Consider the following 22,569-nt stretch of genomic DNA (forward strand, 5'->3'; position numbering starts at 1 on the left):
CGTTGAAGGATGTTTCTGTTAATGTTTAGGCATGTTCAAACATTAAGAACAAATACACGATAAACAGCACTATATGAGTCGCGCCGTGCAGTGCATTGGTACGACCGCTACTAAAGCTGACCTTACAGACCATTAAACTGGTGATTAACAGCACCATGTCGGCGGGTGACAGGCCTAAATGGACTTCTTGATCTATCACGCTGCCAATAATTAATACCGCGGGGACTGTGAGTGCAATCGTCGCGAGCACTGAGCCAAAATACAGATTCATCGCCCGCTGTAATTGATTGTTTAACGCGGCCTTAAAGCCTCCTACCGCTTCGGGTGATAAAATCAAGCAGGCGACAATAAAGCCCCCTAATGCCTGTGGAGCGCCTAGGGTTGCTACGCTGTAATTGATGGGCATAGCTAAGGTTTTTGCCAGCAAGATGACCACCAACAAATAGCCAATTAATAGAATCGTATGGTAAGCATTACTGCGCAGTATGCCGTGGTGTTCCTCATGGTCTTCATGATCGGCATCGACAAAGAAATGGCTATGGCTCTTTGTCTGTACCACTAAAAAGACGCCATAGAGCAGAATCGAAATAATGATCAGCATCCAAGACATGGCTTTAGACATGCCACCGATAGTGCCACCTTCGGTAAAATTGGGCAGCACTAAACAGAGTAGGGCGAGGGGAATAATCGCCACGAGATAGGATTTTACGCCATCTAAATTGAAATGCTGGGTATGGTAACGCCAGCCGCCAAGTAATAATGTAAAGCCCACTAAACCATTGATGATTAACATGACGACGGCGAACATAGTGTCGCGCGCCATGACAGGATTGGGTTCTCCGGTCAGCATCACGGAGGAGATCATCACCACTTCGAGTGAAATGACCGATAAAGTTAAGATTAAGGTGCCATAGGGATCGCCAAGTTTAATCGCTAGCGCATCTGAGTGGCGTACCACAGAGAAAATAGCCCAAGTTACAACACCCAATAGGGCGAGCGAAACGGGGATATAGGTCGAGAGGGCGGTGCCATCGGCGAGTAAGCTATCGCCACCGGTTTTAAAGAATACTAAGGTCAGTATTCCCAGTAGTAGGGCTAACTCGTCTTTCATAAATGTCTTCATAGGCAATGTGTCCTAAACGAAAAAAAAGGCCGTTAGTATAGACACTGGTTATGGCACACTTTGCATTAAACTTCTTTTAGATTTTACAGTTGAGGTGTTGATGCTAAGGTTTTTTATTTTAACTAAGTCTGCCTACGACGGTTATCGTTAAGGGTGGTATAAATATGATTATGCTGAAGTGATTCATCTTCTAGCCTTAACTAAAAACCGATTTATGAAGGTAGTGATTTGATTAATATAGTTATTTTTTGTGTGATTGTGATTTTGTATTTTGGATTTGAACAACACCGAGATCGACAAGCCTATATGGCGATACTGCTCTATGGGGTTTATATACTTATATATGAGTTTGTCCCACCTTTCCCGAGTGTTACATCATCCCATATAGGTAAATTATACGGTTTGGTGCCTATGTTATCCGTTGGCGCTATCCTCTTTCCGCATTTCAATACCAAGTCACCAGAAGTGGTGACTCGTTGTATCGGCTGGCTGGGATTGCTTTCTGTATTCGTCATTTTAGCAATGTTTAAAATATTGATATGGTAGTAGAGCTGCCTACTGTGCTGTGCACTCAATACAGTGCACAGCGGTTTGGTTTTTATTAATGGATTAACTCTGCGGCTTAAGCTAAAAGTCGCACACTCAAAAACCGTAGACTAAAAGATGGGGAAGACATGGTCCGAGGTAATCACCGGGGGCGGTATTTCCTGATTTAAAAACTTGCCATGATGGTAGCTATTAATCACTTGTATCCAGCCATTATCCCTGAACTCGTATTGTTTACCATGAAACCTGCTCTGCTCGTCATAATTAGCAATTTCAAGCAAATAGTCTTCGGTATTACGCAGTTCCCAATGGCCGACTTGTTTACCTTGGTCGAAGCGACCGTACCAATAACGTCTCTCAGGATTTGGCCTTGGGTTGAAACCGAACTCTCCATGGGTATACACCCAGTCGCCATCCTGCTGCCCATTGCGGTATTCGCCCTTTTCATACAATTGGCCGTCAGTGGCATAGCGTTGGACTAATCCTTCGGGTTTGCCATGGTTAAAGTTTATTAATTCAAGCAATTGCCCTGAACTTGTCTGATTGCGGAACTCGCCATGGAGTTCCCCTTGGGTATCATAACTAAAGGTGAGGGTGGCATCCTCTTGTTGTTTTTTCCATTTGCCTGAGGGCTTGTCGTTGGCATATTGGCCTTGCTCGGCCAGCCATTGTTCCCCTGTTTCATGCTTAATTTTCAGCATTTCGTAGGGGCCTTCGCGCTTACCCTCTTTAAAATATTCCCGGGTAATCACTTTTACAGTTTGACTACGGTTTAGGGTTTGCAGATATAAACCGGTCAATTGGTTATCGATATGCTCGCTGCGGCTAATTAACTCACCTTGCTCAAATATTTCGTTGAGAACCCATTTTTTAAGCTTGTCTTCTTCGATGTTAGAGGTAAGTTGACCGTCACTAAAGCGTTGATGCTTACGGTAAACCCAGCTGTTGTTTTGGTGTTTTTCTTCGGTTGAACTGAGCATGTTACCCTTTTCATCGTATTTAATCGATAAGGTCACATTCCATGGTGCTTCTATGATTTCCTTTTGTGCTATCTGGCCATTTTCATAGTAATCCAGCTGTTCACCGACTTTATAGTCATTGTGGTAGCGGTAGTGGCGCTTTACCTTGCCATCACCGAAATATTCGAAGTAATCCCCGTGTTTCTTACCTTTGACATAAGCTTGGGTCGAGATGATTTTACCAAACGCCCAGTTTGTTTCGTTGCCATGTGTGAGCCCGTCCACCATTGGGGTTTCGAGGTGCAAGTTGCCATTATCATAGTACTGAGTAACACAAGTGCCGCTATTACAGACCTTGCCCCTAAGCTTTCCCTCGCTATCAAAGAGCTCGCTTATGCCGACCTCTTTACCATCTTGATAGGTGGTTTTGTAACGGATCTTTCCACCTTCCCAATAACCTGTTTCTGGGCCTTGTTTCACACCATTTTCATAGTGGGATTCAACATACAATTGGCCCGTTGCTATATATTTTTTGAGCAAGCCATGAAGTTGGCCTTGCCCATTGCGAAAGCCTTGTTCATAGGGTTTGCCATCCTCAAAGTAACATTGATAAGCACCGCGGAATTGTTCACTGGTGAGTGTTTTACCGATATTGTTATCGGCGAGGGAACTGGCGCAGAAAAGCATATCGTTGTCTTTGTAATAAATCTCGGCCTTATAATTTCCGTCAATCACTTCAGTCGATTGCTTTAAATAATAGCGAGCTAACTTTTTATTTTTGATGATCTTCCAATGTTCATCGAGTAGCACGTTTTCTGCATTGGCATTGGTACTGATAGTGATACAGACAAGTACCAGTGCTCCAAGGAGCCGTTTTACTGTAAATAGACGCATAACCGCTCCTTATGGCAAAGGTTTAAAGGTGAATTCATAGGGGATATCGACGGGGTTTTGAGAGAGCGTCATATAACTCACCTTCGCGGCAGGGCCCGCAACACTCAAATAGCGGCCATCGACCAGCGCCTCTTTAATCCGCAGTTCGGTGGTTTCGGGCAGTCGAATTGTTAGGGATTTGCCTTGGGCATCCTCGACTTTAAAGTAGTTCTTAAGATCTTTACTCGGCTCGTCACCATAACCGGTTTTTGTTAGCCAAGCTTGTACATCGATTAACCAAGGACGTGGGTTAGCTGCCTGCTCTAAGGGTTGCCAACTGATATCACCTTGGCAATGGATTTTTCCTTGGATGTGTTTATCGTAGAAAAACTGCCGCTCACGGTCGGGCGTCATCAGGGTATAGGCTGGTCCGTTTGGGGCATTATGCTCAAACAGCCAAGTGACTTCGTGTTTCCCCTCTTTAAAACCTTGTTCTATTTCAGGTTTACAGGCACTCGCTAATGCGGCTGACATAGGAATATACAGATTATGGCCATTGTCAGTCTCAGGTTTTATCCCTTGGATCGCACTGATTTCGGCGTTTGATGGCTCAAGATCTTGATAGAGGAAGTTATTGAGGCTCGAATCGCCAAACTCGCTTAAGGGATTGGCCAGATTTTGGTTGTAGTCGGTAAAGGTCACAAAGCGGATGTTCTTGGTTTGGCTTAACTCCGGCTGTGGCTGGCTCTCCAGTATTACAACGGTTTTAGGGATTTCATCTAGCTTAAGTAGCAGGGCGCGGGTGCTAAGGTGATGAGGATCATCGACACCGATTAATTCCCTCAGCAGTTCCTTATCCGTCACCGTTAACCATTTAGGATAATCACCATCGCGACGGGCTTCGGCCATCTTTCCTTTAAGTTGCTGAAAAGGAAGATTAATGTTTTTAGTCTTACTCTGCTTTGTTACGACTTTAAATAGCTTTGCCTCGGCGTCGAGCACCTGAATCGTGAGGCTCGCATCGCCAAAGGTATAGGGAGTGGCGACCAGTTCATCCCACGATTTTTCGACTATCTTATTGCTTTCAGGGATAAGGGTCAGCTTGGCGGTGATATGGTCTATCTGTTTAAGTTTATTGGCGGTGTTGTCCCAGCCTGTGGCGATAAGATCCACCGAAGACTCAATCGAGCGGTTGAAATTCATCGCCATACCTTTGCTGTGCTGCCAGAAGTGAATATCTATCGGATTTCCGCTGGCATCAAAGGCGGCTAAGTCTTCATAATTCACATTAGCAACCACATATCGCGGGCTCATATTATGCACAAAGCGCAATTGCAGCACTTCTGGCGTGTCAGCGCCCCATGGGCCAATATTATCAAGAATGCCTTGCTGATCAGGTAATAAGGATTTTATAAAGTCCTTATCATGGGCTTTATATTCCCGCGGAACATCGCTAATGGGGTAGAGTTCTTTTTGCAGATCATCTATATCACGCTCGGCATCGTACCTAGCGTCGGCATGCCAAAGCATGCTCATGATATAAGGGCTATCCTTGGGCGCCATGGCGATGCGGCGGGTGAGAGTACTGCCTTGCTGCACTTCCTGTTGAAAAAAAGCCATGCTCTCTAACCAACCGGTTTTGCGGTTAAGCTCGAACTTGCCATAGGCCTTAAAGTTGTCTTTTTCACCTTGAACTACTGCAAATAACTTATCTTCGGTCACTCTCTCAACTGTCCAAGTTAGGCGTGCGTCCATGGGGGCGCTAATGCTATAACCGACCTTAGGCTCTAGCGCCACGGGCAAAGTTGGAGCCTGTTCAAACAGTGACTTAAGATTAGTCCAGTGCTCAAATAGCTCGATAACCTCTTTTTGATCCGCCTTCGCGATGGGCGTCAGTTGACGGACTTCACCCTTGCTGAACTCCACATTAAAGCCGTCTTTAACCAATTGCACGATTTCATTGGACTTGCTTTTAGGGTCGATATTACTCACCGGAATAGGCAAGCCATAGTCGCTTATTTGCAACAGGTTAGGTTGGAGAAAAAAGCGGGCGTTATGGGTTAATGGCGTCGTTAAGCTGGCCGCTTTACCTGCTTCATCTTGTAATTGGTAATCCAGCAGCAATCGCGCCTGCATCACTTTGCGGGTTTCAAAGCCATCATCGAGGCTGACGGTGGAAATAATCTGATATTCACTTTGAGTGGGGATGCTAGCTGACTTGCTTGAAAGCGAATTATCGCAAGCCGTTAACCCAAGCGTGATCGTGATAGTGGTACAAATTACCCTGCATATCCTTATAGCCATTAGAACTCCATCTGCAACTTATGTTGTTGAAATGTAAAATTATTAATTTGTGAATTGATGGCATTATACACAAAAATATCTCAGGGGAATAAATTAGATACCCGTCAGAAAAATATCTTTGCGTTAATCAAGGTAGCGTCGTGGGGGGAGACATTCTATGGGATAAACCAGATGGGTTATCCCATAGAATGGTTCGAGCATTAAAACAGCAGTGTTGCTACGCCTAATAGAGCGAATAATACAGCGCAGCCACGATGGATCCAGTGCATAGGTAATTTTTCTGCGCTAAAGTGCCCTGCAATCACAACAGGAACATTGGCGATCAACATGCCTAAAGTTGTACCAGCAACCACCATGGCGAGGGCATCGTATTTTGCGGCTAATACCACTGTGGCTATCTGAGTTTTATCTCCCATCTCTGCAATGAAAAATAAGATAAATGTGGCTAAAAATGGCCCCATTTTATAAAAACCACTTTCCTCCGCGTCCACTTTGTCAGGAATTAATACCCAGAGTGCAATGGCAAAGAAGGAGGCGGCAACTAAATAGCGAGCAAGATCGGGGTTTACCCAAGTGATGGCCCATTGACCAACCCAAGCTGCGGCAAAATGGTTAAACAAGGTTGATAGCAAAATACCTAAAATTATCGCGGTTTTATTTTGAAATCTTGCGGCGAGTAATAGTGCAAGCAATTGAGTTTTATCACCAATTTCGGCGATAGCAACCGTAAAGGTTGAGGCAAGTAGTGCTTCCAAGTGTGATCCTTTAGGGGTGGTTTAGACATAAGCACAATAGACCGTCCACCCCTAGGTGCGGTTATTGTGCTCAGGTCTTGCTTGGCAAATCAATGACTTGCTGTGAATACCATGGCCTGTTGCCAAGTATGTTGATACTCACCCTAGATAACGATGGCTCGAAATCCAGTTAGCTACTCCCCCGAAGCGAGGCGTGCATTATAACGAAGTGAAGCAGAGTTTCAAGGGCGGGATGTAAATGGCGCCTGAGTTCCTCTTTGGTGTGATTTATGGCGCTATGAGCATGAATAATGAAGAGGATTTGATAACTTTGTATTTTTTGTTTGCTCAATCGCGATTAAGTTGTTGCGATACAAAATTCCATTCAGCTTTATTGATAACTGGCTTGCCCACTGGGTTTGGCTCTGTTAATGTCCCAAGTTATCTCTTTATCGATGTATTTAATCGGTACTTTATTAGGGTCACACCATTGAAAGTCACGTCACTTTTCTTCAAACGATTTAGTTAGCCTCAATGGCGACTGAGTTGAAATATTCAAAAGCTATTGGGGCCAATTGATCTGTTTAATCAAGATCTGATTGGATGCTTTAAGTTTTATGACGCTTTTAATCTAATGACGACATAGTGACGCAGGGCTTTATCCTTCAAATCGATGCAACAATATTGATAAAAATAATAAGTAAAACTTGAATAGGATGATTGTGTGAATTTAAAAATACTCGGTTCAATTGCCATTGTTGCTGGTACGGCAATTGGCGCAGGCATGTTAGCTTTGCCTTTAGCTACTGCTGCTTTAGGGATTATTCCGGCAATTTTATTACTGGTGGTTATTTGGGGCATTTCCGCTTATACCTCGTTGTTAATGCTCGAAATCAATTTGCGCTCTGGTGTGGGTGACAATGTGCACGCCATTACGGGTAAGCTACTCGGTAAAAAGGGCCAGATTATCCAAGGTGCATCATTTTTAAGTTTATTGTTCGCACTAACAGCAGCTTATCTGACAGGGGGGTCATCCCTGTTAGTATTAAAAGCGCAAAATATGTTCGGTATAGTGCTGGATAACCAAGTTGCAGTACTGTTGTTTACATTGGTTCTCGGTGGATTTGCGGCGCTAGGTGTGGCTTGGGTTGATAAGATTTCACGCTTACTATTTTCTTTGATGATTTTATTGCTCGTGGTTGTGGTGCTGTTTTTATTACCCGAAGTGAGTCTTGCTAGTATGGCAACGGGGGCGATTGCGGAGTCTATGACCAGCAGTTGGATGGCGGCCATTCCTGTGGTATTCACCTCTTTTGGCTTCCATGTGTGTATTGCAACCTTAGTGCTCTACTTAGATGGGGATGTGGTTTCACTGCGCAAGGTGTTGTTAATCGGTTCGACAATTCCATTGGCTTGCTATGTGTTTTGGTTGTTGGTGACTTTAGGTACAGTGGGAGGCGCAGAGATTAGCGGTTTTAACGGATCGTTACCCGCCCTTGTCACCGCTTTGCAAGAAATTGCACACACGCCTTGGATAAGTAAATGTATTTCATTATTTGCTGATTTAGCCTTAATTACTTCTTTCCTTGGGGTAACCTTAAGTTTGTATGACTTTGTCGCCGAGCTGACCCGTGCCAAAAATACGGTCTTTGGCCGTATTCAAACTTGGTTATTAACTTTTGTGCCACCCTTATTGTGCGCGCTATATGTGCCCGAAGGTTTTGTGGCAGTACTGGGGTTTGCGGCCGTCCCTTTAGTTGTGATGATTGTCTTTTTGCCGATCGCTATGGCCCTTCGTCAGCGTCAACCTCAGGCATTAGGTTATCAAGTTGCTGGTGGTTCGATGGCATTGGCGTTAGCAGGCCTTTTAGGGGCAGTTATTATTGGTGCACAGCTATTTGTGGCGCTCTAATCGAGCGTGATTATCTGAGCCGTTTTAAAAGCAAGTTGAGCCTGTACTATTACTCAGATGTATTTGCTTTGTAAGCGAGTTTGTCAAAGTCTGTTGGAAGCTGTGTATCATGTGATAAAGTCAGGCCCTGTGCCTGACTTTTTGCTTTTACAGGTTTTAAGGCAATCAGGTTGAGGGTCTTTCGCCCTTCAATAGACGATTAATGACAACAAAATAGCCTAGCTTGCGCGCGGCTTTATTCACATAAAACGGACTTAACACAATGAAAAAATGGTTACTTACAGTTGCCGTTGCCGCTAGTTTTGGCGCTCAAGCGGACGAAGGTATGTGGCAGCCCCACCAGTTACCCGCGATGGCCGATGAGCTAAAAGCAAAGGGATTAGAAATTGATGCCAAATCAATTTCTAAACTGACCGAATTCCCGATGAATGCCGTGATAAGCCTTGGCGGTTGCACAGCATCATTCGTATCGCCAAAGGGTTTGGTAGTCACGAATCATCACTGTGCCTATGGTGCGATTCAATATAATTCTACCCCTGACAAAAACCTGCTCCAAGATGGCTTTTTAGCTAAGACATTTGCCGATGAATTACCTGCAACCCCCGGTTCTCGCATTTATGTGACTGAAGATGTCACCAATGTGACCGAGCGTATTAAGGCAGGGCTTGAGTCCAAAGTAGGTAATGAGTTTTATCAAGGTGTTGAGCAACAAGAAAAAGCCTTAGTCGCTGAATGTGAAAAGGAAGATGGCTATCGCTGTCAGGTTTATAGCTTTCACGGTGGCCTCGAATATTATCTTGTCAAACAACTCGAAATTCGTGACGTGCGCTTAGTTTATAACCCAGCCGGAAGTGTGGGTAAATACGGCGGCGATGTCGATAACTGGATGTGGCCACGTCACACTGGCGATTTTTCTTTCTATCGTGCTTATGTCTCTAAAGCGGGAAAACCGGCGGAATTTAGCGCGGATAACGTGCCATATGAACCCAAAAGCTTCCTAAAAGTATCGGCTAAAGGCGTGAGTGATGGTGACTTTGTAATGGTCGCAGGTTACCCCGGCCGTACCAATAGATATCGCACCGCCAACGAAGTGCAAAATCAATTCGAGTGGGCTTATCCTCAAGGTAAGATCCTGCGCGAGCGCTTTATTGAGATCATTAAAGATACCGCCCCAGAGGGCAGTGACGAGCGTATCAAGTACGAAAGCCAAATTGCAGGCCTTGCCAATTACGCGAAAAATTTCACTTCTATGATTGAGTTTTACGGTAAATCGACCATGCTGGCCGACCGTCAAGCTCGCGAGGCTGAACTTGCAGCGTGGATAGCTAAAGACAGCAGTCGTGAAGCTAAATACGGCAAAACTTTAGCAGAGTTAGATACGCTAATTGCTAAAGGTAATGAGCATCAAGAGCGTGACATGATCTTAAGTTATATTGGCAATACGACTATGGTGCCTACGGCGCGTGATTTATACCGTTTAGCCAATGAGAAGCAACTGCCCGATATGGAACGTGAGCCTGGTTTCCAAGAGCGTGATATGACGCGCTTTAAAGCGAGTATGGAGCGAATCGATCGCCGTTATGCGCCAAGCGTTGATAAAGCCGTGTTGCTCGATATGCTTAAACGCTATGCCGCCCTTCCTGAGAACAAGCGCTTACCCGCACTGGATAAAGCCTTTGGTATCGACAGCAAATTCAGCGAAGCTAAGTTAGCTAAAACACTCGATAAAATGTACGCCAAAACCGATCTAGGCAACAAAGATGTACGTTTAGCATGGATGGATAAATCGGTTGCTGATTTTAAAGCGTCTAAAGATCCTTTTATTCAATTTGCCGTCGCTATGTATGACACCGATATGAGCGAGGAGAAGAAAGAAAAAGAATTAGCCGGTGAGCTGATGAAGGTGCGTCCGCAATATATGGATGCCATTATTGCCTACAACCTTGAGCAAGGTAAGCCTGTTTATGCCGATGCGAACTCAAGCCTACGTGTGACAGTGGGCCATGTGAAAGGTTATGCACCAAAAGATGGTTTAGTTGCACTGCCATTCACGCGTTTAGAGGGAATAGTGCAAAAAGACACTGGTATTGATCCCTTCGATGCCCCTAAAAAGCAGTTAGATCTGATCAAACAGAAGCAATACGGTGATTTCTATGTGAAATCAATTGATTCTGTACCAGTGAACTTTTTATCGACGCTCGATACTACTGGCGGTAACTCTGGCTCACCTACCTTAAACGGCCGCGCCGAATTAGTAGGCCTGCTGTTCGATGGCGTCTATGAAAGCATTATCGGTGACTGGGCCTATGACGATAATATCAACCGCTCAATCCAAGTTGATAGCCGTTATATGCTGTGGGTAATGAAGTATTTAGATCATGCTGACAATCTATTAGCCGAGATGGAAATTGTTAAGTAATCCATTACCGCACCAGCAATGGTGCGGCCTATAATGGCTGGATTATCAGCATTTAAGCGTGATGTAGCGTTTAAAAAATACTGCAATAACAACACAAAAAATAGCGATAAACTCACTGAGTTTATCGCTATTTTTGTATTCTGAGGTTGGAAACCGTTTGGTGTAATTTGGTGGTGAGAAAGCCGTTTTATATAAATTTTTAATTGGTTGGGTTTGAGCTAATTGCGGGGATTCATCGTAACTCGGTTTGCGGCTGGAACATGTTGGTCAGCGAATAAATCCGGCCATCCATTTTAGATCAACAACATAATGTACTTTCAGTTTGCCTGCAATCTGCTCTGGTTCAAATGATTTGAATGAGAGTCATCAAAAGTCGCAGGGACAGCATCTGAGGCAATAGATTGAGCTAATTCCTTCAAAAAAAAGTGTATTTCAGACGTGGTAAGTGAGCCCATAGTGCTTGAAAGGTGTTAGGCGATGATGGCTGTCGAAGGGATATAGTCGTTGTCAGTTGCTGTGAAAGTGCTGACAGCTTGCCGCAAAGTGCCGTCGTCACTTTTCTAAATGTTCGCAGTAATCGGTTAGTTCTTGCAGCGTTCCCACTGGGTCATGAAACAGCTTACCAAACTCAGTGGTCAGTTTAAGCCAATTGTCATGGTGGATATTTAATCTGGTCAGTAACTTGGCGCTATTAAAGCTGGGTGTCCTGTTTTGTTGTCCAGTTTTGTTCGGAGCTGCATTCAGGGTGGTGTGGGGGCTGGAGGCTAGACATCTCCGGCTACCCGATTATGTGCTCGTTTAATTTTACTTTGCACTTGATTTATTGGGCTTTTTATCTATTAAAACATCCTGTTGCCATTTACTAGGTTTTTTATCCGTTCGATGAATACATCCTACCCAACAACACGGCCGCTTTTTTCCTTCTAGTAATTCTTCAACTGCCCGAAGAATTCGCTTTGTTCTAGTTTTTTCTTGTTTGGCGTCTTCAATCCAGCAAATAAATTCGTTACGGCTGATTGGCGTTAACTCTTCCCAGATATTTATAATATCTCTTTCAGTTAACGTTGTAGCTAAATCAACAGGTAATTCGTGTACAAGACCTCCAGAAATTTTTGATTTCATATTTAAAACTCATCATCAACAGTTTAAAAATTGTGGTATCAAGTTGTCGATCCAAAAAAACTAAAGTATCGATCTTTCAGATTTATAGCTTTTGATTTTGCGATTTATCCGAAACGTTTAACTTCTATTTTCTTGCACACATAACGTCTTAGTATTTATGCGCTGCGCTGTTTGCAGGGCATAAATCGCTTGTTGACTCAATCTCAAATATGGCCGCTGCCACATCCGTGTAAATGGGTATGAATGATGCTATAGGAATTTGCTTTTTTGCGGTAGCGGTTTTTATACAGTTTGATAGGTAATTATTTGATATCATTTTAGCTTTCTCATTTTTTGCGCTTATTTTTTACTGATGGATGGCTATCTAATGACACAAAACTCCAAGGAATACACCTCCCCTCGGAGTTACCGCAGGGCGAATAGAGCTCTTGATTTAATAAAGAGTGTGTGAGTTCGGTCATATATGACCGACTCGCTTTCGCAGGTGCAGGGGCGAATGAGAATCGATGATTTTCGCGCTTATGAGCGAGAGGCAAGGATTGCCGAACTGAGGTGCTTTACATGGATGTAAAGCGGTGACTTCGGAAGCGATAGCAAATTTGTCAATGAGCACAAGGGGCTTTCAACTCCGTTGGGGAGCGTCTTGGAGCATCCAACGGCCGTTTTGAGCGCGAGATAGGGATATCGAGCAGGCAGTTTAACATGGACGTTTTTGATAGGACGAGCAGTCATCCTTGGTCGACTCTTGATTAAACATCAGGGGGGAAGCCCCACGACTTTGATTTTGATTAAAGTATTCAAATGAAGTTTAGAAAACTCCAAGGTCTTACTTTGGGGCAGACGATTAACAGATATTGGTTTAATGTAAAATTCTCACCATCAATTTATATTATTGCCAGTGCTGCTTTTAGCTCTGCAATTTCCGATTTTGTCAGTGGCCGCATTTGCCCTTCTGGTAACTCACCAGATGCTAATTCGCGTAAATTCAGCGCCATTATAGTGACGCGCTCAAGATCGATAACGCGATACCCGAGTGCCTTGGACATATGCCGAATTTGTCGATTTAATCCTTGAGTCAGCACGATTTCAAAGCTGTCCAAACTGAGGCGGCGTACTTGGCAGGGCAGGGTTTGCAGATCTTTATAACGCACTCCACTTGCCATTTGTTCTACAAAATCATCAGTGAATGGCTTATCGAGGCGCACATGGCAGGTTTTACTGTGGGCAAAGCTGGGGTGCATCAGTTTATGGGTCAGCTCACCATCGTTAGTTAACAGTAACAGGCCGCGGGAGTCCTTATCTAGCCTGCCGACGGGGTAGAGTCTTGGCGCTTTGGGAAGCAGATGCAATAAGCTCGTTTTATCTTGTTCAAGCAAACGGCAATCGGTGCCGACAGCTTTATTGAATATCCAATAAGCGAGTGCTTCTGTTTCAACTATGGGCTCTGCATCTAAGCAAATGCTATCAAGGCATAGACCTTGAGCATCGCGTTGAACTAGGTTGGTATGTTTGGCTATCTTGCCATTAAGTGTAATACGCCCAGCATTAATCAAACGGCAGGCTTCACGGCGAGAGCCAATGCCGCATTGGGCAAGGTATTTTGCTAAGCGCATGGATTATCTTAGAGTAATTGGCGTAGTTGAGCGCGATGATACAGTATTTTTGAGAGACGCCGCATGGCAAAGGCAAGGCTTAAGCACCAAATAATATTGAGGTTAGTTTGGATCCACATATTGGCCGATACTGCGCAAAAATGTGTTTGAGGCTCGCAGGGGGGGAAATCCAATATCGACCAATCTAATTGCAGGCTTAAACTCATCGCACTACAAAAACTGATAATACTTAAATAAAACAGCGGCTTTGGGCATATAAATCGAGGCGCCAAACCTGCGATGATCACTAGGGCATGTAGTGTGAGGGTGCTGAGTAAATAACTCGTTGAAACCAGTCTGTGTATGCTCAAAAAATTAATGGGAAATATGCCCATTAGCACTACGGATGTTCCCACCCAAGCACCTGTTAGTGCGACATATTGGCTAAAAGTGTCGAGTTTGAGCAGGTAGAGTCCTATCATTGAAATCAGCATAGATATTCCTGCTGCCAATAAACTTAAATTAAACACATAGGCGAGTGGGGAGTTGATATAGTCACCTAGAAAATCGGCTCGCATTTGGAATACTCTCATTCCAACATGTTGATATTCAGCATAAATCGCAACTAAAACTCCAGAGGCACTGAGAAAGGCTGCGCCTACAATTAACCAAGTGATCAGGCGATGTAAATCGTAATAACTCGGCTCTTGGTGATGTAGAGGATTCATGGATACTAACAATATACTGCTATGACTGGACGGAGTGCGGTAACTTGCCTGAATTGTTTAATGAAGGCAAGTGCTGTTTGACATAAAATAGCCGCCCAAAATACCCAAGGAACGCTTAGCGTTCCTTGGTTCAGTTTTCATCTACTCGATGGAATGCTGCAGTACTCTTAGTGTCATTTAGTGTCGTTTGCGGAAAATCACAATAACGACGGCAACTACAGCTAAAATCATGCAGTACCAAGCGTGTGAAACGGCTGCTAGCGGCGTGATACTAAATGTCGATGCGATAAGTAACGCCTGAGCGCCATAGGGGATTAACCCTTGGATAATACAAGCAAAAATATCGAGTACACTGGCTGCACGTTTTGGACTGACACCATGTTTTTCGGCTAAGTCCTTGGCAATATCACCCGTCACTACGATAGAAACCGTGTTGTTAGCCACACAAGAGTTAGTCACTGCGACTATACCTGCCATCCCCAGTTCCGCAGCACGGCATGAGGCTTCACCCTGTGCTTTAGAGAAACGAGTGATCAGCTTTTCAATTTGTTTACTCACAAAGGCAAGGCCGCCTTGTTGTTGCATCAGTGCCGCTAAACCACCCACAAGCATAGACAGGATAAAGATCTCCTGCATATTACTAAAACCTGCGTAAATATCCTTACCAAACTGGATTAAGCCATAATCCATCGTTAATAAGCCTGTTACTCCCGCGAGTAAAATGCCAAGGGTTAAGACGACAAACACATTTAATCCTGCGACCGCTAAAATCAAAATGGTCAGATAAGGAAGCACTTTAATCAAATCGATATCTTGTGTTGCTAACTCTGCTTGGCCTTGGCCTGCAAAGATAAAGGCGATTAAGGTCAGTAAGGATGCGGGGATTGCAAAAATTAAATTCTCGCGGAATTTATCTTTCATATCACAGCCTTGGGTGCGAGTCGCGGCAATCGTCGTATCAGAAATAATCGATAAATTATCACCAAATAAAGCACCAGACATGACTGCACCCGCCATGATGGCATAGTCAATTTGTGCTTGGTCAGCAACGCCCAATGCAATCGGGGCGACGGCCGCAATGGTTCCCATAGAGGTGCCCATTGCGGTGGCAATAAAGGCTGCAATCACAAAGAAACCGGGTAATAACAGGTTTGATGGAATAAAGGATAAACCCAAAGCGACTGTGGCATCGACACCGCCAGTGGCTTTGGCCACGGCGGCAAAGCCACCTGCTAAAAGATAAATCAAACACATGGCAATGATATTGCTGTGGCCAATGCCCGAAATAAAAGTATCAATTGATTGATTTAATTTCTGTTTTGATAAAATCAACGCCAGAATGATGGCGGGTAAAATGGCGATAACACTGGGTAATTGATAGAAGGCAAAATCAACGCCCTGACGTTGAAAATAGACGCCTGCGCCAATAAAAAGACCTAGAAAAACAAATAGTGGCAGCAAAGCAATAAAAGATGCAGGGCTATTTGTTGAAGATGTTTGTGCTGAATGGCTCAATGTTGTCTCTCTTTTTTTCAGAGTTTTACCCGCGGGATCCTTGGCAGTCAAACTCGCTTAAATTTAGTGTCGCGTCGGCATCATATCCTAGCAACTTGGAGCGAAGCATATTTGATCCCTGCGAGCCTGTCAATTTAGACGTCTAGATGTTTTTACTTCCGTTGTGAATTATTGGTTATTAGTCGGTTGTCTAAAGTCATTGAATTGGCTTTTGGGACGTTAACTTGAGGATTGCTTTACTGTTTGAAGAGACTGGAATGCCATAAGTAAATACAGTGGAGTATGGGTTTTGTGCTTTTACATATGTGTCCAAGGGGAAAATCCCCAAGGACACTTTAGCGGATTTAAGCCACTTTAAATCGAGCCACTTCTTTTTGTAGATTGCTGCAAATGGCTTTAGTGTTAACCACAATTTGCTGAGTTTCTTGGATCACCAAGTTACAGTATCTTGTTTTATCAGATAATTCAGTTAAGTTGCGGTTAATTTCTTCAGTCACATGAGTTTGCTCTTCCGTCGCGGTGGCTGTTTGAGTGGACATCTCACTGACTTTGGAGGTGGAGTTAAGGATTTCATCCAAGGCATCTTGCGTTTGACTGGCAAGCGTCACCGTTGATGTTGTAAGCGTCGCGCCCGATTCAATGCTTTTAACCGCATCATTAACCCCACGTTGTAACTCTTCAATCATGCGCTGAATATCTTGGGTAGATGTTTCAGTGCGACTCGCCAGCGTCCGTACTTCATCGGCGACGACAGCAAAGCCACGCCCTTGTTCGCCAGCGCGAGCAGCTTCAATGGCTGCATTAAGCGCAAGTAGGTTGGTTTGTTCTGCAATAGAGCGGATAACATCAAGTACGGAAGCGATATTTGCAGAGTTGACTGACAGTTTTTCAATAACCGCGACTGCATTTTTAACGGATTCAGAAAGTTGCTGAATATGATTAACCGATTGCGCCAGGATATTTTTTCCTTCAATTGTCTGATCATTGACCTTAGTGATCTCGGTGGCAGTATGCAGTGCATTACTGGCGACTTCTCTTACGGCGGCGCTCATTTCATTGACGGCGGTGACAATGGTATCAACAAATTGCTCTTGTTCATGGCTGATGTTTATCGTTGTTGTTGATTTAGTCGCTAGGCTTTCAACGGTTTGGCTTACATCTTTGGTTTGGCTGATAATGGCGATAACCATTTCTTGTAGCTGAGCAACAAACTGGTTAAACGCAGTGGCAAGTTCACCGATTTCATCCTGACGTTTGATGGGGATCCTTTGGGTGAGGTTACCATCGCCATCAACAATATCGTTGATCCTATCGGTAATATCTTGGATAGCGTTCACTATGATCTTCGGACCGAAATAAGCGAGTACAAGGGCAATAATGGCGACCAAAGAGGCAATGGTAATGGAGACTTTAGTTTGCGTTGTCGCTTGCTCTGAGGCCAGTAAATCGAGTTCTTTGACTCGATCATCTGCCGCCTCACCTGCCGCATTATAAATACTCCTTAATGATTTAAATTCTTTATTGGCTTTCGTGGTATGGAGCTGTTTGGCCTTTTCAAAATCATTATTTTTAACAGCATTAATGATCTCTGATGAGGCTTGATGCCAGAGTGAGAATTGGGCTTCAAAGCCGTTGGTTGATTGCAGTACTTGTGGGTGGTTTTTGAGAATTTGTTTGAATTCACCCATTCTATCCCTTGCTTGGTCGACATTTTCCTGCCAATTGTCTATTTCACTTTTACGTTTTTCAGCACTTAATTCCTCTTGAAGTAGAACCTCTTGACTGAGTTGAGCTTGGTAAAGATCGCGATCCGCATTCAAAATGGCTGAAATGGCAGGATTAAACAATTGGCTAAACTCCTGCATCTGCTTGAGTGTTGATCTATTTTGCATTGCTCCTGTGACGGCTATAACAATGAGCACCACGGCCATAATGATAAACATAAGGGAAAATTTAACGCGAATACTGTTAAACATAGGACGATCTCCATTAATAACTTAATAAATAGCTTAGCCGTTATTTATAGAATTGCCTTTGCATGCAGCAGATTGCGATGGGATTTTGTACACATTGAAATAAGCGAAACCACCTTGGTCACTGTTAGCAAGGCGTTGACGCATTACTTTGGATTATTCAGGACAAGCTAGGGTAGGGGTGACTTTAGGCTTAGGTTTTATCTGCACTAGCATGACGCCAAAAATGACCATAGAGCCGCCAATATAGTGATACACAGCTAAAGTTTCATTGAGGATGATAGCTGCAAGTATGGCTGCCAAAATGGGCATTAAGTTAAAAAATACGCTAGTACGGTCTGCACCGAGTTTACTTATGCCATTGATCCAAGCCCATGGCGCTAAAAGTGAGGCAGCGATAGCAGCGTAAAGTATCAGTGGTGCCGATTGGCTGGTAATTGCCATACTCGGACTACAAAAGAGTAGCGGTGTTAGCATTATTACCGCGATAATTCCTTGAATATAAACCGATTCCCAAGTTGATAATGGGAGTTGCCAGCGTTTAAGTAACACACCATAGAGTGCATAAACAAAGGCACTAAAAAGCAGCAATAAATCCCCTTCGGTTATTCCGATGGCAATCTCGACGATATTGCCGTGGCTGAGCATAAAAATTAATCCAAACAATGAGACTAACATTCCACTAAATGCCATTGGCGAGAGCTTTTGCTTTAGGAGTGGCACGGCTAAAAACAGGCTAATCATAGGTACGAGTGAGGTAATTAACGCCATATTGGTAGCTGTTGTGGTGGCCGCAGCAAAATAGGCCAAACTCTGATTGAGTACCATACCAAGTAGTGCCAAGGCAGCAAGCTTGGGTAATAAGGGCGTTATTTGTTGGCGTTTTTGCCATACAGACGTCGCCATAAAGGGTGTTAATAATAGCATCGCAAAAAACCAGCGGTAAAAAGCGATTGCCTCTGGATCTATTGTCCCAAACGAAAGTTTGTTAACGATAGAGTTACCAGCCCAAATGAATACTGCTAGCAGAGGAAATAAATACAACATGGTCTTACCTTAGTGTATCGATGTCAGGGTCGACAAAATCAAAGTGATTGCTATTATCTACGGTCTGTTGTGATATAAATATCGCTTATAAGACAAGGTCAGTTCCAATACGGACAGATTTACCATTGCAGTGCGTTATTGTCTCATATTGGTTTGTGGTTATCGCTTGAGGTAAAAATAAGATGCAAACGGTTTTTCATCCGCAACAACTTGAGCAAGAGCCGCTTGCTGATATTTTCTTTAACTATGAAGCATTTGTGCCAAATACAGTCACACCTAAACATCAACATTCATGGGGGCAACTACAGTTAATTAGCGGAGGTATTATGGAGTTATATGCCGCAGGGCAACGATTTTTGTCCCCTTCGCAATATGCGATTTGGGTACCCGCGGAGATTGAGCATGAGAGTTTCACTCGCCGCAGTATCCACTATTGTTCGATGAATATCACGGCGAAAAGGTCACAAAACCTTCCACTTGAGCCTTGTCTTTTAGCTTTAACACCGATAGCTCAATCGATAGTCAATGACTTTCGTGAGCGGCAAATCAAAGTAGTAGAAACGCTAACCGATCAGCGCTTAGTTGAGGTCTTGCTCGATCAACTGACCTTAGCTCAAGTGTTACCGCAATTTATTCCTACGGCCACCGATAAGTTATTACTGCCACTCTTGCAGGCGCTTGAAGCCGATCCCGCAAACCCAAAGACTTTCAAAACTTGGGCGAGTGAGTTACATACCACTGAGCGCACCTTAGCTCGCCGCTGCCATGAGATTCTGGGCATGAGTTTTACTGAGCTAAGACAAAGGCATAAGTTTATCTATTCATTACAACTCTTGCGTCAGGGACTTGCGATCAAGGAGGTGGCGTTAACGCTCGGCTACAACCAAACTTCACCTTATATTGTGATGTTTAAAAAATATGCCCAGTGCTCACCTGAACAGTATCGCCGCCGCGTGGGTTAGCATAAATAAAGAAGATTTAAGGTTGTACCTGTAATGTGAAATAAAAGAGGGTACCAATTTAATTGGTACCCTCTTTTTGGCCTATTTAAAGAGAGGATTTAAGGGTTTTTACATTGTGAGATAAATTAGTCGGATGCTTTTTGGCGGTTCCGTTTATCTTGACGCTTCTCTTTTAAGGTTTTCATTGGCGGTTTTTTTGCTTTTTCTTTACTCATGGTTTTTGACTCCAAAGTGAAGTAACTATTTAAATCCGCGCCGCAATTCGGTTTCAATAGTTGGGCTCAATTTTTATTTCAGGCTTAAATTGAGATGTTCCATTTAGCAAGGTAAATGATCTATTTAACACAAGATGCTTAAAATATACTCTTTAGCAATTTTTACCTCTTTACACTAAAGCGCTGCCATGACTTTTGAGAGTAAAGTATGGGTAAAAACGGTTAAATAAAAATTAATTACCTTGAGTAAATGTCGCGGCCAGTTGAGAACTTCAAAATAATATCTCCTTTTATTTTCATATTAAGCTATACCACTATTAGCGGAGCTAAAAGTGAATGAATAGTATGTTGCCACTGAATTGAACATACTGGATGCTAAAAATAAAATGCTATCAATACGTAATTACTGCACAGATTGACTTGTTTTTTTTACGATGCAACTGACATCCTTAATCATAAAAAGTACAGGTTTACCTAGAATATTAACCTGTGCCAGTTCACCTTTCGTTCGTCCAAGTAGGCTAGATCCCAAGTCTGATATGACTGAGAAGCGACCCGCACTCGGTTTGTGTTTTTGCGGGTAGACCAGTTCTACTTGGTATTCCTGTTGATCCTGTAAATTAATCAAGCAAATCTGGCGTCCTACAGTAATTTTATTACTTGAAGTATCATTCTTTAAGTATTCGAGCTTAGCGATAATCCCTGCTAATGCCGTTGGGCGTAGTGAGGAATTAAAGCTATTTTGTAAATAGTATGACTTGGTTTTTAGCACAAAAGACTGAAAAATGTCGCCAAAAAAAGAATAAGCCATGACCGCCTCTAAGTAACTAAGACAAAATATAGATAGAATAGTCCAAAAAAAGATTATTCTATGTTTTCATATTTATTTTAATATTCTGCCGAGCGCTAGTTGCGCTCGGCTTAGACTGGGCATTTAGGGGCTGGACGCACTAATGTAGTAAAGTCGTTATGAGGGACGAGTGTCGAAAAAAATTGTGATGAAAATGCATTGCTAAACATAGGTTTTACATCTCCAGTCATTAGTTAATCGAAATGGTAAATCAATAATGTTTATATATAAAAAGCATCACCACACGGAGTTGATGAATGCCTAATAAATAATTGCCTCTACCATAGGACAAGTGAAAAAATAAATCAAGCCTACTTGCTAACTTATTTGGTTTACTATTTTTTATATTATTATCTACATTATGGGGCAAGCATCTTTCACTGAAGTGAGTTAATACAAAAGTGTGTATATCTTGATTTGTAACATTCAAGTTGTCAGTCCTGCTCCTGTCAATAAAATCTTAATACACATAGAAACGAGGAACAGACAGCTTACGCTCGTACACCAAATCAGCACTAACCAGCCGAGTCGATAGGCGAGGGATTTCGTTTGGGTTGTCATGTTGATCTCCTGCATATGTAAAGTCATCTAAAGTGAATCAGCGACCTAAGCCAAGTTAGCTTAGGTCGCGTTTTGGGAAGCCTCTTTTACCTGAGTCATGGCTAGTGATAGCCTGCATCCTTGGTTACTTTGCCGCGGAATACGTAGTAGCTCCAAAAGGTATAAACCAAAATCAGCGGGATGATCATCAGGGCGCCGACGAGCATAAAGCTTAAGCTGCTATCGGGCGCGGCCGCCTGCCAAAGGCTGATATTGGGCGGAATAATGTGTGGCCAGATACTGATCCCGAGTCCACTAAAACCTAAAAAAACCAGGCATAGCGTGAGTAGGAATGGCTGATAGTTATCATCACGATTTAGGGATTTTATCAAGGCCCAACTGCAGGCTAATACCAGTATTGGCACTGGGGCGAAGTAGAATAAATTCGGTAAACTAAACCAGCGCAGGGCAATATTGGGTTGCACAAAAGGCGTCCATAAACTGACTAAACCTATGGTCATCAGCAGGCATAAGGTCAGGACTCTGCCGAGTTGTTGCATGGTCGTTTTAAGCTCACCTTGGCATTTTTTCACCAACCAAGTTGCGCCGAGCAAAGCATAGGCCAGCATAAGGCCAAAACCGCAGAAAAGTGAGAAGGGCGTTAACCAATCGAAACTACTGCCGCTAAATTGTTGCTCGCTGACCGAAATGCCAGAGATAAACGCCCCCAGTACTACGCCCTGTGAAAAGGTGGCCGTGATAGAACCGAACATAAACGCTTTATCCCAGAATGGTTTAGCTTCTGCGCCCGACTTAAATCTAAACTCAAATGCCACGCCGCGAAAAATCAATGCCAGCAGCATGATAAGCAGCGGTATGGTCAGCGCTTCGAGTACTATGGCATAGGCGAGGGGAAAGGCACCGAGCAGACTAGCGCCGCCGAGCACTAACCAAGTTTCGTTTCCATCCCAAACGGGGGCGACGGTATTGACCATAATATCCCTGTCGTCCTCATCGTGAATAAAGGGAAACAGTATGCCGATGCCGAGATCAAAGCCATCCATCACGATATACATTAAGGTGGCAAAAATGATGATCCCGAACCAAATCAAGGGTAGATCGAATTCCATGGTGAGCCCTTAAATATGTTTAAGA

At 43.6% G+C, this 22,569-nt stretch carries 17 protein-coding genes and 1 pseudogene; 4 read left to right on the top strand and 14 right to left on the bottom strand.

Annotated elements, in window-relative coordinates:
- Positions 1-25 precede the first annotated feature (25 nt).
- The gene (locus JEZ96_RS04140; RefSeq protein WP_025008445.1) at positions 26-1,123 is read right to left on the bottom strand and encodes a calcium:proton antiporter; all 1,098 of its coding nucleotides are present in this window, start codon (positions 1,121-1,123) and stop codon (positions 26-28) included.
- Positions 1,124-1,351: 228 nt separating this feature from the next.
- Between JEZ96_RS04140 and JEZ96_RS04145 the strand changes: the two genes are divergently transcribed.
- On the top strand, positions 1,352-1,669 hold the full coding sequence (locus JEZ96_RS04145) for a hypothetical protein (protein ID WP_014609989.1): 318 nt from the start codon (positions 1,352-1,354) through the stop codon (positions 1,667-1,669).
- Positions 1,670-1,779: 110 nt separating this feature from the next.
- Here JEZ96_RS04145 and JEZ96_RS04150 read toward each other — a convergent pair whose 3' ends face one another.
- The 3 genes from JEZ96_RS04150 to JEZ96_RS04160 form a co-directional block, all read right to left on the bottom strand.
- The gene (locus JEZ96_RS04150) at positions 1,780-3,522 is read right to left on the bottom strand and encodes a toxin-antitoxin system YwqK family antitoxin (RefSeq protein WP_025008446.1); all 1,743 of its coding nucleotides are present in this window, start codon (positions 3,520-3,522) and stop codon (positions 1,780-1,782) included.
- Between the two features lie 9 nt (positions 3,523-3,531).
- On the bottom strand, positions 3,532-5,805 hold the full coding sequence (locus tag JEZ96_RS04155) for a hypothetical protein (RefSeq protein WP_128090164.1): 2,274 nt from the start codon (positions 5,803-5,805) through the stop codon (positions 3,532-3,534).
- Positions 5,806-6,005: 200 nt separating this feature from the next.
- Positions 6,006-6,560 (bottom strand): TMEM165/GDT1 family protein, encoded by a 555-nt coding sequence (locus tag JEZ96_RS04160; protein WP_025008447.1) that lies wholly within the window; start codon positions 6,558-6,560, stop codon positions 6,006-6,008.
- 703 nt (positions 6,561-7,263) lie between these two features.
- On the opposite strand from JEZ96_RS04160, the gene JEZ96_RS04165 reads away from it, so the two are divergent.
- The gene (locus tag JEZ96_RS04165) at positions 7,264-8,451 is read left to right on the top strand and encodes an amino acid permease (RefSeq protein WP_128090163.1); all 1,188 of its coding nucleotides are present in this window, start codon (positions 7,264-7,266) and stop codon (positions 8,449-8,451) included.
- A 262-nt stretch (positions 8,452-8,713) separates the two neighbouring features.
- Positions 8,714-10,870, top strand: coding sequence for a S46 family peptidase (locus JEZ96_RS04170; RefSeq protein WP_011790519.1), 2,157 nt, complete (start codon positions 8,714-8,716; stop codon positions 10,868-10,870).
- Between the two features lie 552 nt (positions 10,871-11,422).
- Here the strand turns inward: JEZ96_RS04170 and JEZ96_RS04175 are convergent.
- The 7 genes and pseudogenes from JEZ96_RS04175 to JEZ96_RS04205 form a co-directional block, all read right to left on the bottom strand.
- Positions 11,423-11,569, bottom strand: a pseudogene (locus tag JEZ96_RS04175) (transposase); the annotation flags it as partial.
- Between the two features lie 105 nt (positions 11,570-11,674).
- The gene (locus JEZ96_RS04180) at positions 11,675-11,992 is read right to left on the bottom strand and encodes a YdeI/OmpD-associated family protein (protein WP_025008449.1); all 318 of its coding nucleotides are present in this window, start codon (positions 11,990-11,992) and stop codon (positions 11,675-11,677) included.
- Positions 11,993-12,876: 884 nt separating this feature from the next.
- A complete protein-coding gene (locus tag JEZ96_RS04185; protein ID WP_128090162.1) occupies positions 12,877-13,605 on the bottom strand; it encodes a 23S rRNA pseudouridine(2604) synthase RluF in 729 nt (242 codons plus the stop codon).
- 8 nt (positions 13,606-13,613) lie between these two features.
- Positions 13,614-14,312 carry a hypothetical protein gene (locus JEZ96_RS04190; protein ID WP_011790516.1) on the bottom strand — a complete coding sequence of 233 codons (699 nt, stop codon included), beginning with the start codon at positions 14,310-14,312 and terminating at the stop codon, positions 13,614-13,616.
- Between the two features lie 177 nt (positions 14,313-14,489).
- Positions 14,490-15,827 (bottom strand): Na+/H+ antiporter NhaC family protein, encoded by a 1,338-nt coding sequence (locus JEZ96_RS04195; protein WP_011918776.1) that lies wholly within the window; start codon positions 15,825-15,827, stop codon positions 14,490-14,492.
- A gap of 344 nt (positions 15,828-16,171) precedes the next feature.
- A complete protein-coding gene (locus JEZ96_RS04200; RefSeq protein WP_061783031.1) occupies positions 16,172-17,803 on the bottom strand; it encodes a methyl-accepting chemotaxis protein in 1,632 nt (543 codons plus the stop codon).
- Between the two features lie 153 nt (positions 17,804-17,956).
- Entirely contained in the window at positions 17,957-18,847 is an 891-nt protein-coding gene (locus JEZ96_RS04205; protein WP_025008450.1) for a DMT family transporter, read from the bottom strand.
- A 182-nt stretch (positions 18,848-19,029) separates the two neighbouring features.
- Here JEZ96_RS04205 and JEZ96_RS04210 point away from each other — a divergent pair, with 182 nt between their 5' ends.
- Positions 19,030-19,809, top strand: a complete 780-nt coding sequence (locus JEZ96_RS04210) for an AraC family transcriptional regulator (protein ID WP_011918779.1) — start codon at positions 19,030-19,032, stop codon at positions 19,807-19,809.
- Positions 19,810-20,427: 618 nt separating this feature from the next.
- Here the strand turns inward: JEZ96_RS04210 and JEZ96_RS04215 are convergent.
- The 3 genes from JEZ96_RS04215 to cydB form a co-directional block, all read right to left on the bottom strand.
- The gene (locus JEZ96_RS04215; RefSeq protein ID WP_011790511.1) at positions 20,428-20,835 is read right to left on the bottom strand and encodes a GreA/GreB family elongation factor; all 408 of its coding nucleotides are present in this window, start codon (positions 20,833-20,835) and stop codon (positions 20,428-20,430) included.
- Between the two features lie 465 nt (positions 20,836-21,300).
- The gene (locus JEZ96_RS04220; RefSeq protein WP_014609997.1) at positions 21,301-21,435 is read right to left on the bottom strand and encodes a DUF2474 domain-containing protein; all 135 of its coding nucleotides are present in this window, start codon (positions 21,433-21,435) and stop codon (positions 21,301-21,303) included.
- 101 nt (positions 21,436-21,536) lie between these two features.
- Positions 21,537-22,544, bottom strand: coding sequence for a cytochrome d ubiquinol oxidase subunit II (gene cydB / locus JEZ96_RS04225; protein ID WP_011790510.1), 1,008 nt, complete (start codon positions 22,542-22,544; stop codon positions 21,537-21,539).
- Positions 22,545-22,569 lie beyond the last annotated feature (25 nt).

Source organism: Shewanella putrefaciens, from assembly GCF_016406325.1.
GTDB lineage: Bacteria > Pseudomonadota > Gammaproteobacteria > Enterobacterales > Shewanellaceae > Shewanella > Shewanella putrefaciens.

Excerpts from the sequence above, each read along its gene's own strand:
- JEZ96_RS04140 (WP_025008445.1), bottom strand. The coding sequence starts at position 1,123 with ATGAAGACATTTATGAAAGACGAGTTAGCCCTACTACTGGGAATACTG.
- JEZ96_RS04150 (WP_025008446.1), bottom strand. The coding sequence starts at position 3,522 with ATGCGTCTATTTACAGTAAAACGGCTCCTTGGAGCACTGGTACTTGTC.
- JEZ96_RS04155 (WP_128090164.1), bottom strand. The coding sequence starts at position 5,805 with ATGGCTATAAGGATATGCAGGGTAATTTGTACCACTATCACGATCACG.
- JEZ96_RS04170 (WP_011790519.1), top strand. The coding sequence starts at position 8,714 with ATGAAAAAATGGTTACTTACAGTTGCCGTTGCCGCTAGTTTTGGCGCT.
- JEZ96_RS04180 (WP_025008449.1), bottom strand. The coding sequence starts at position 11,992 with ATGAAATCAAAAATTTCTGGAGGTCTTGTACACGAATTACCTGTTGAT.
- JEZ96_RS04185 (WP_128090162.1), bottom strand. The coding sequence starts at position 13,605 with ATGCGCTTAGCAAAATACCTTGCCCAATGCGGCATTGGCTCTCGCCGT.
- JEZ96_RS04190 (WP_011790516.1), bottom strand. The coding sequence starts at position 14,312 with ATGAATCCTCTACATCACCAAGAGCCGAGTTATTACGATTTACATCGC.
- JEZ96_RS04200 (WP_061783031.1), bottom strand. The coding sequence starts at position 17,803 with ATGTTTAACAGTATTCGCGTTAAATTTTCCCTTATGTTTATCATTATG.
- JEZ96_RS04205 (WP_025008450.1), bottom strand. The coding sequence starts at position 18,847 with ATGTTGTATTTATTTCCTCTGCTAGCAGTATTCATTTGGGCTGGTAAC.
- JEZ96_RS04210 (WP_011918779.1), top strand. The coding sequence starts at position 19,030 with ATGCAAACGGTTTTTCATCCGCAACAACTTGAGCAAGAGCCGCTTGCT.
- JEZ96_RS04215 (WP_011790511.1), bottom strand. The coding sequence starts at position 20,835 with ATGGCTTATTCTTTTTTTGGCGACATTTTTCAGTCTTTTGTGCTAAAA.
- JEZ96_RS04220 (WP_014609997.1), bottom strand. The coding sequence starts at position 21,435 with ATGACAACCCAAACGAAATCCCTCGCCTATCGACTCGGCTGGTTAGTG.
- cydB (WP_011790510.1), bottom strand. The coding sequence starts at position 22,544 with ATGGAATTCGATCTACCCTTGATTTGGTTCGGGATCATCATTTTTGCC.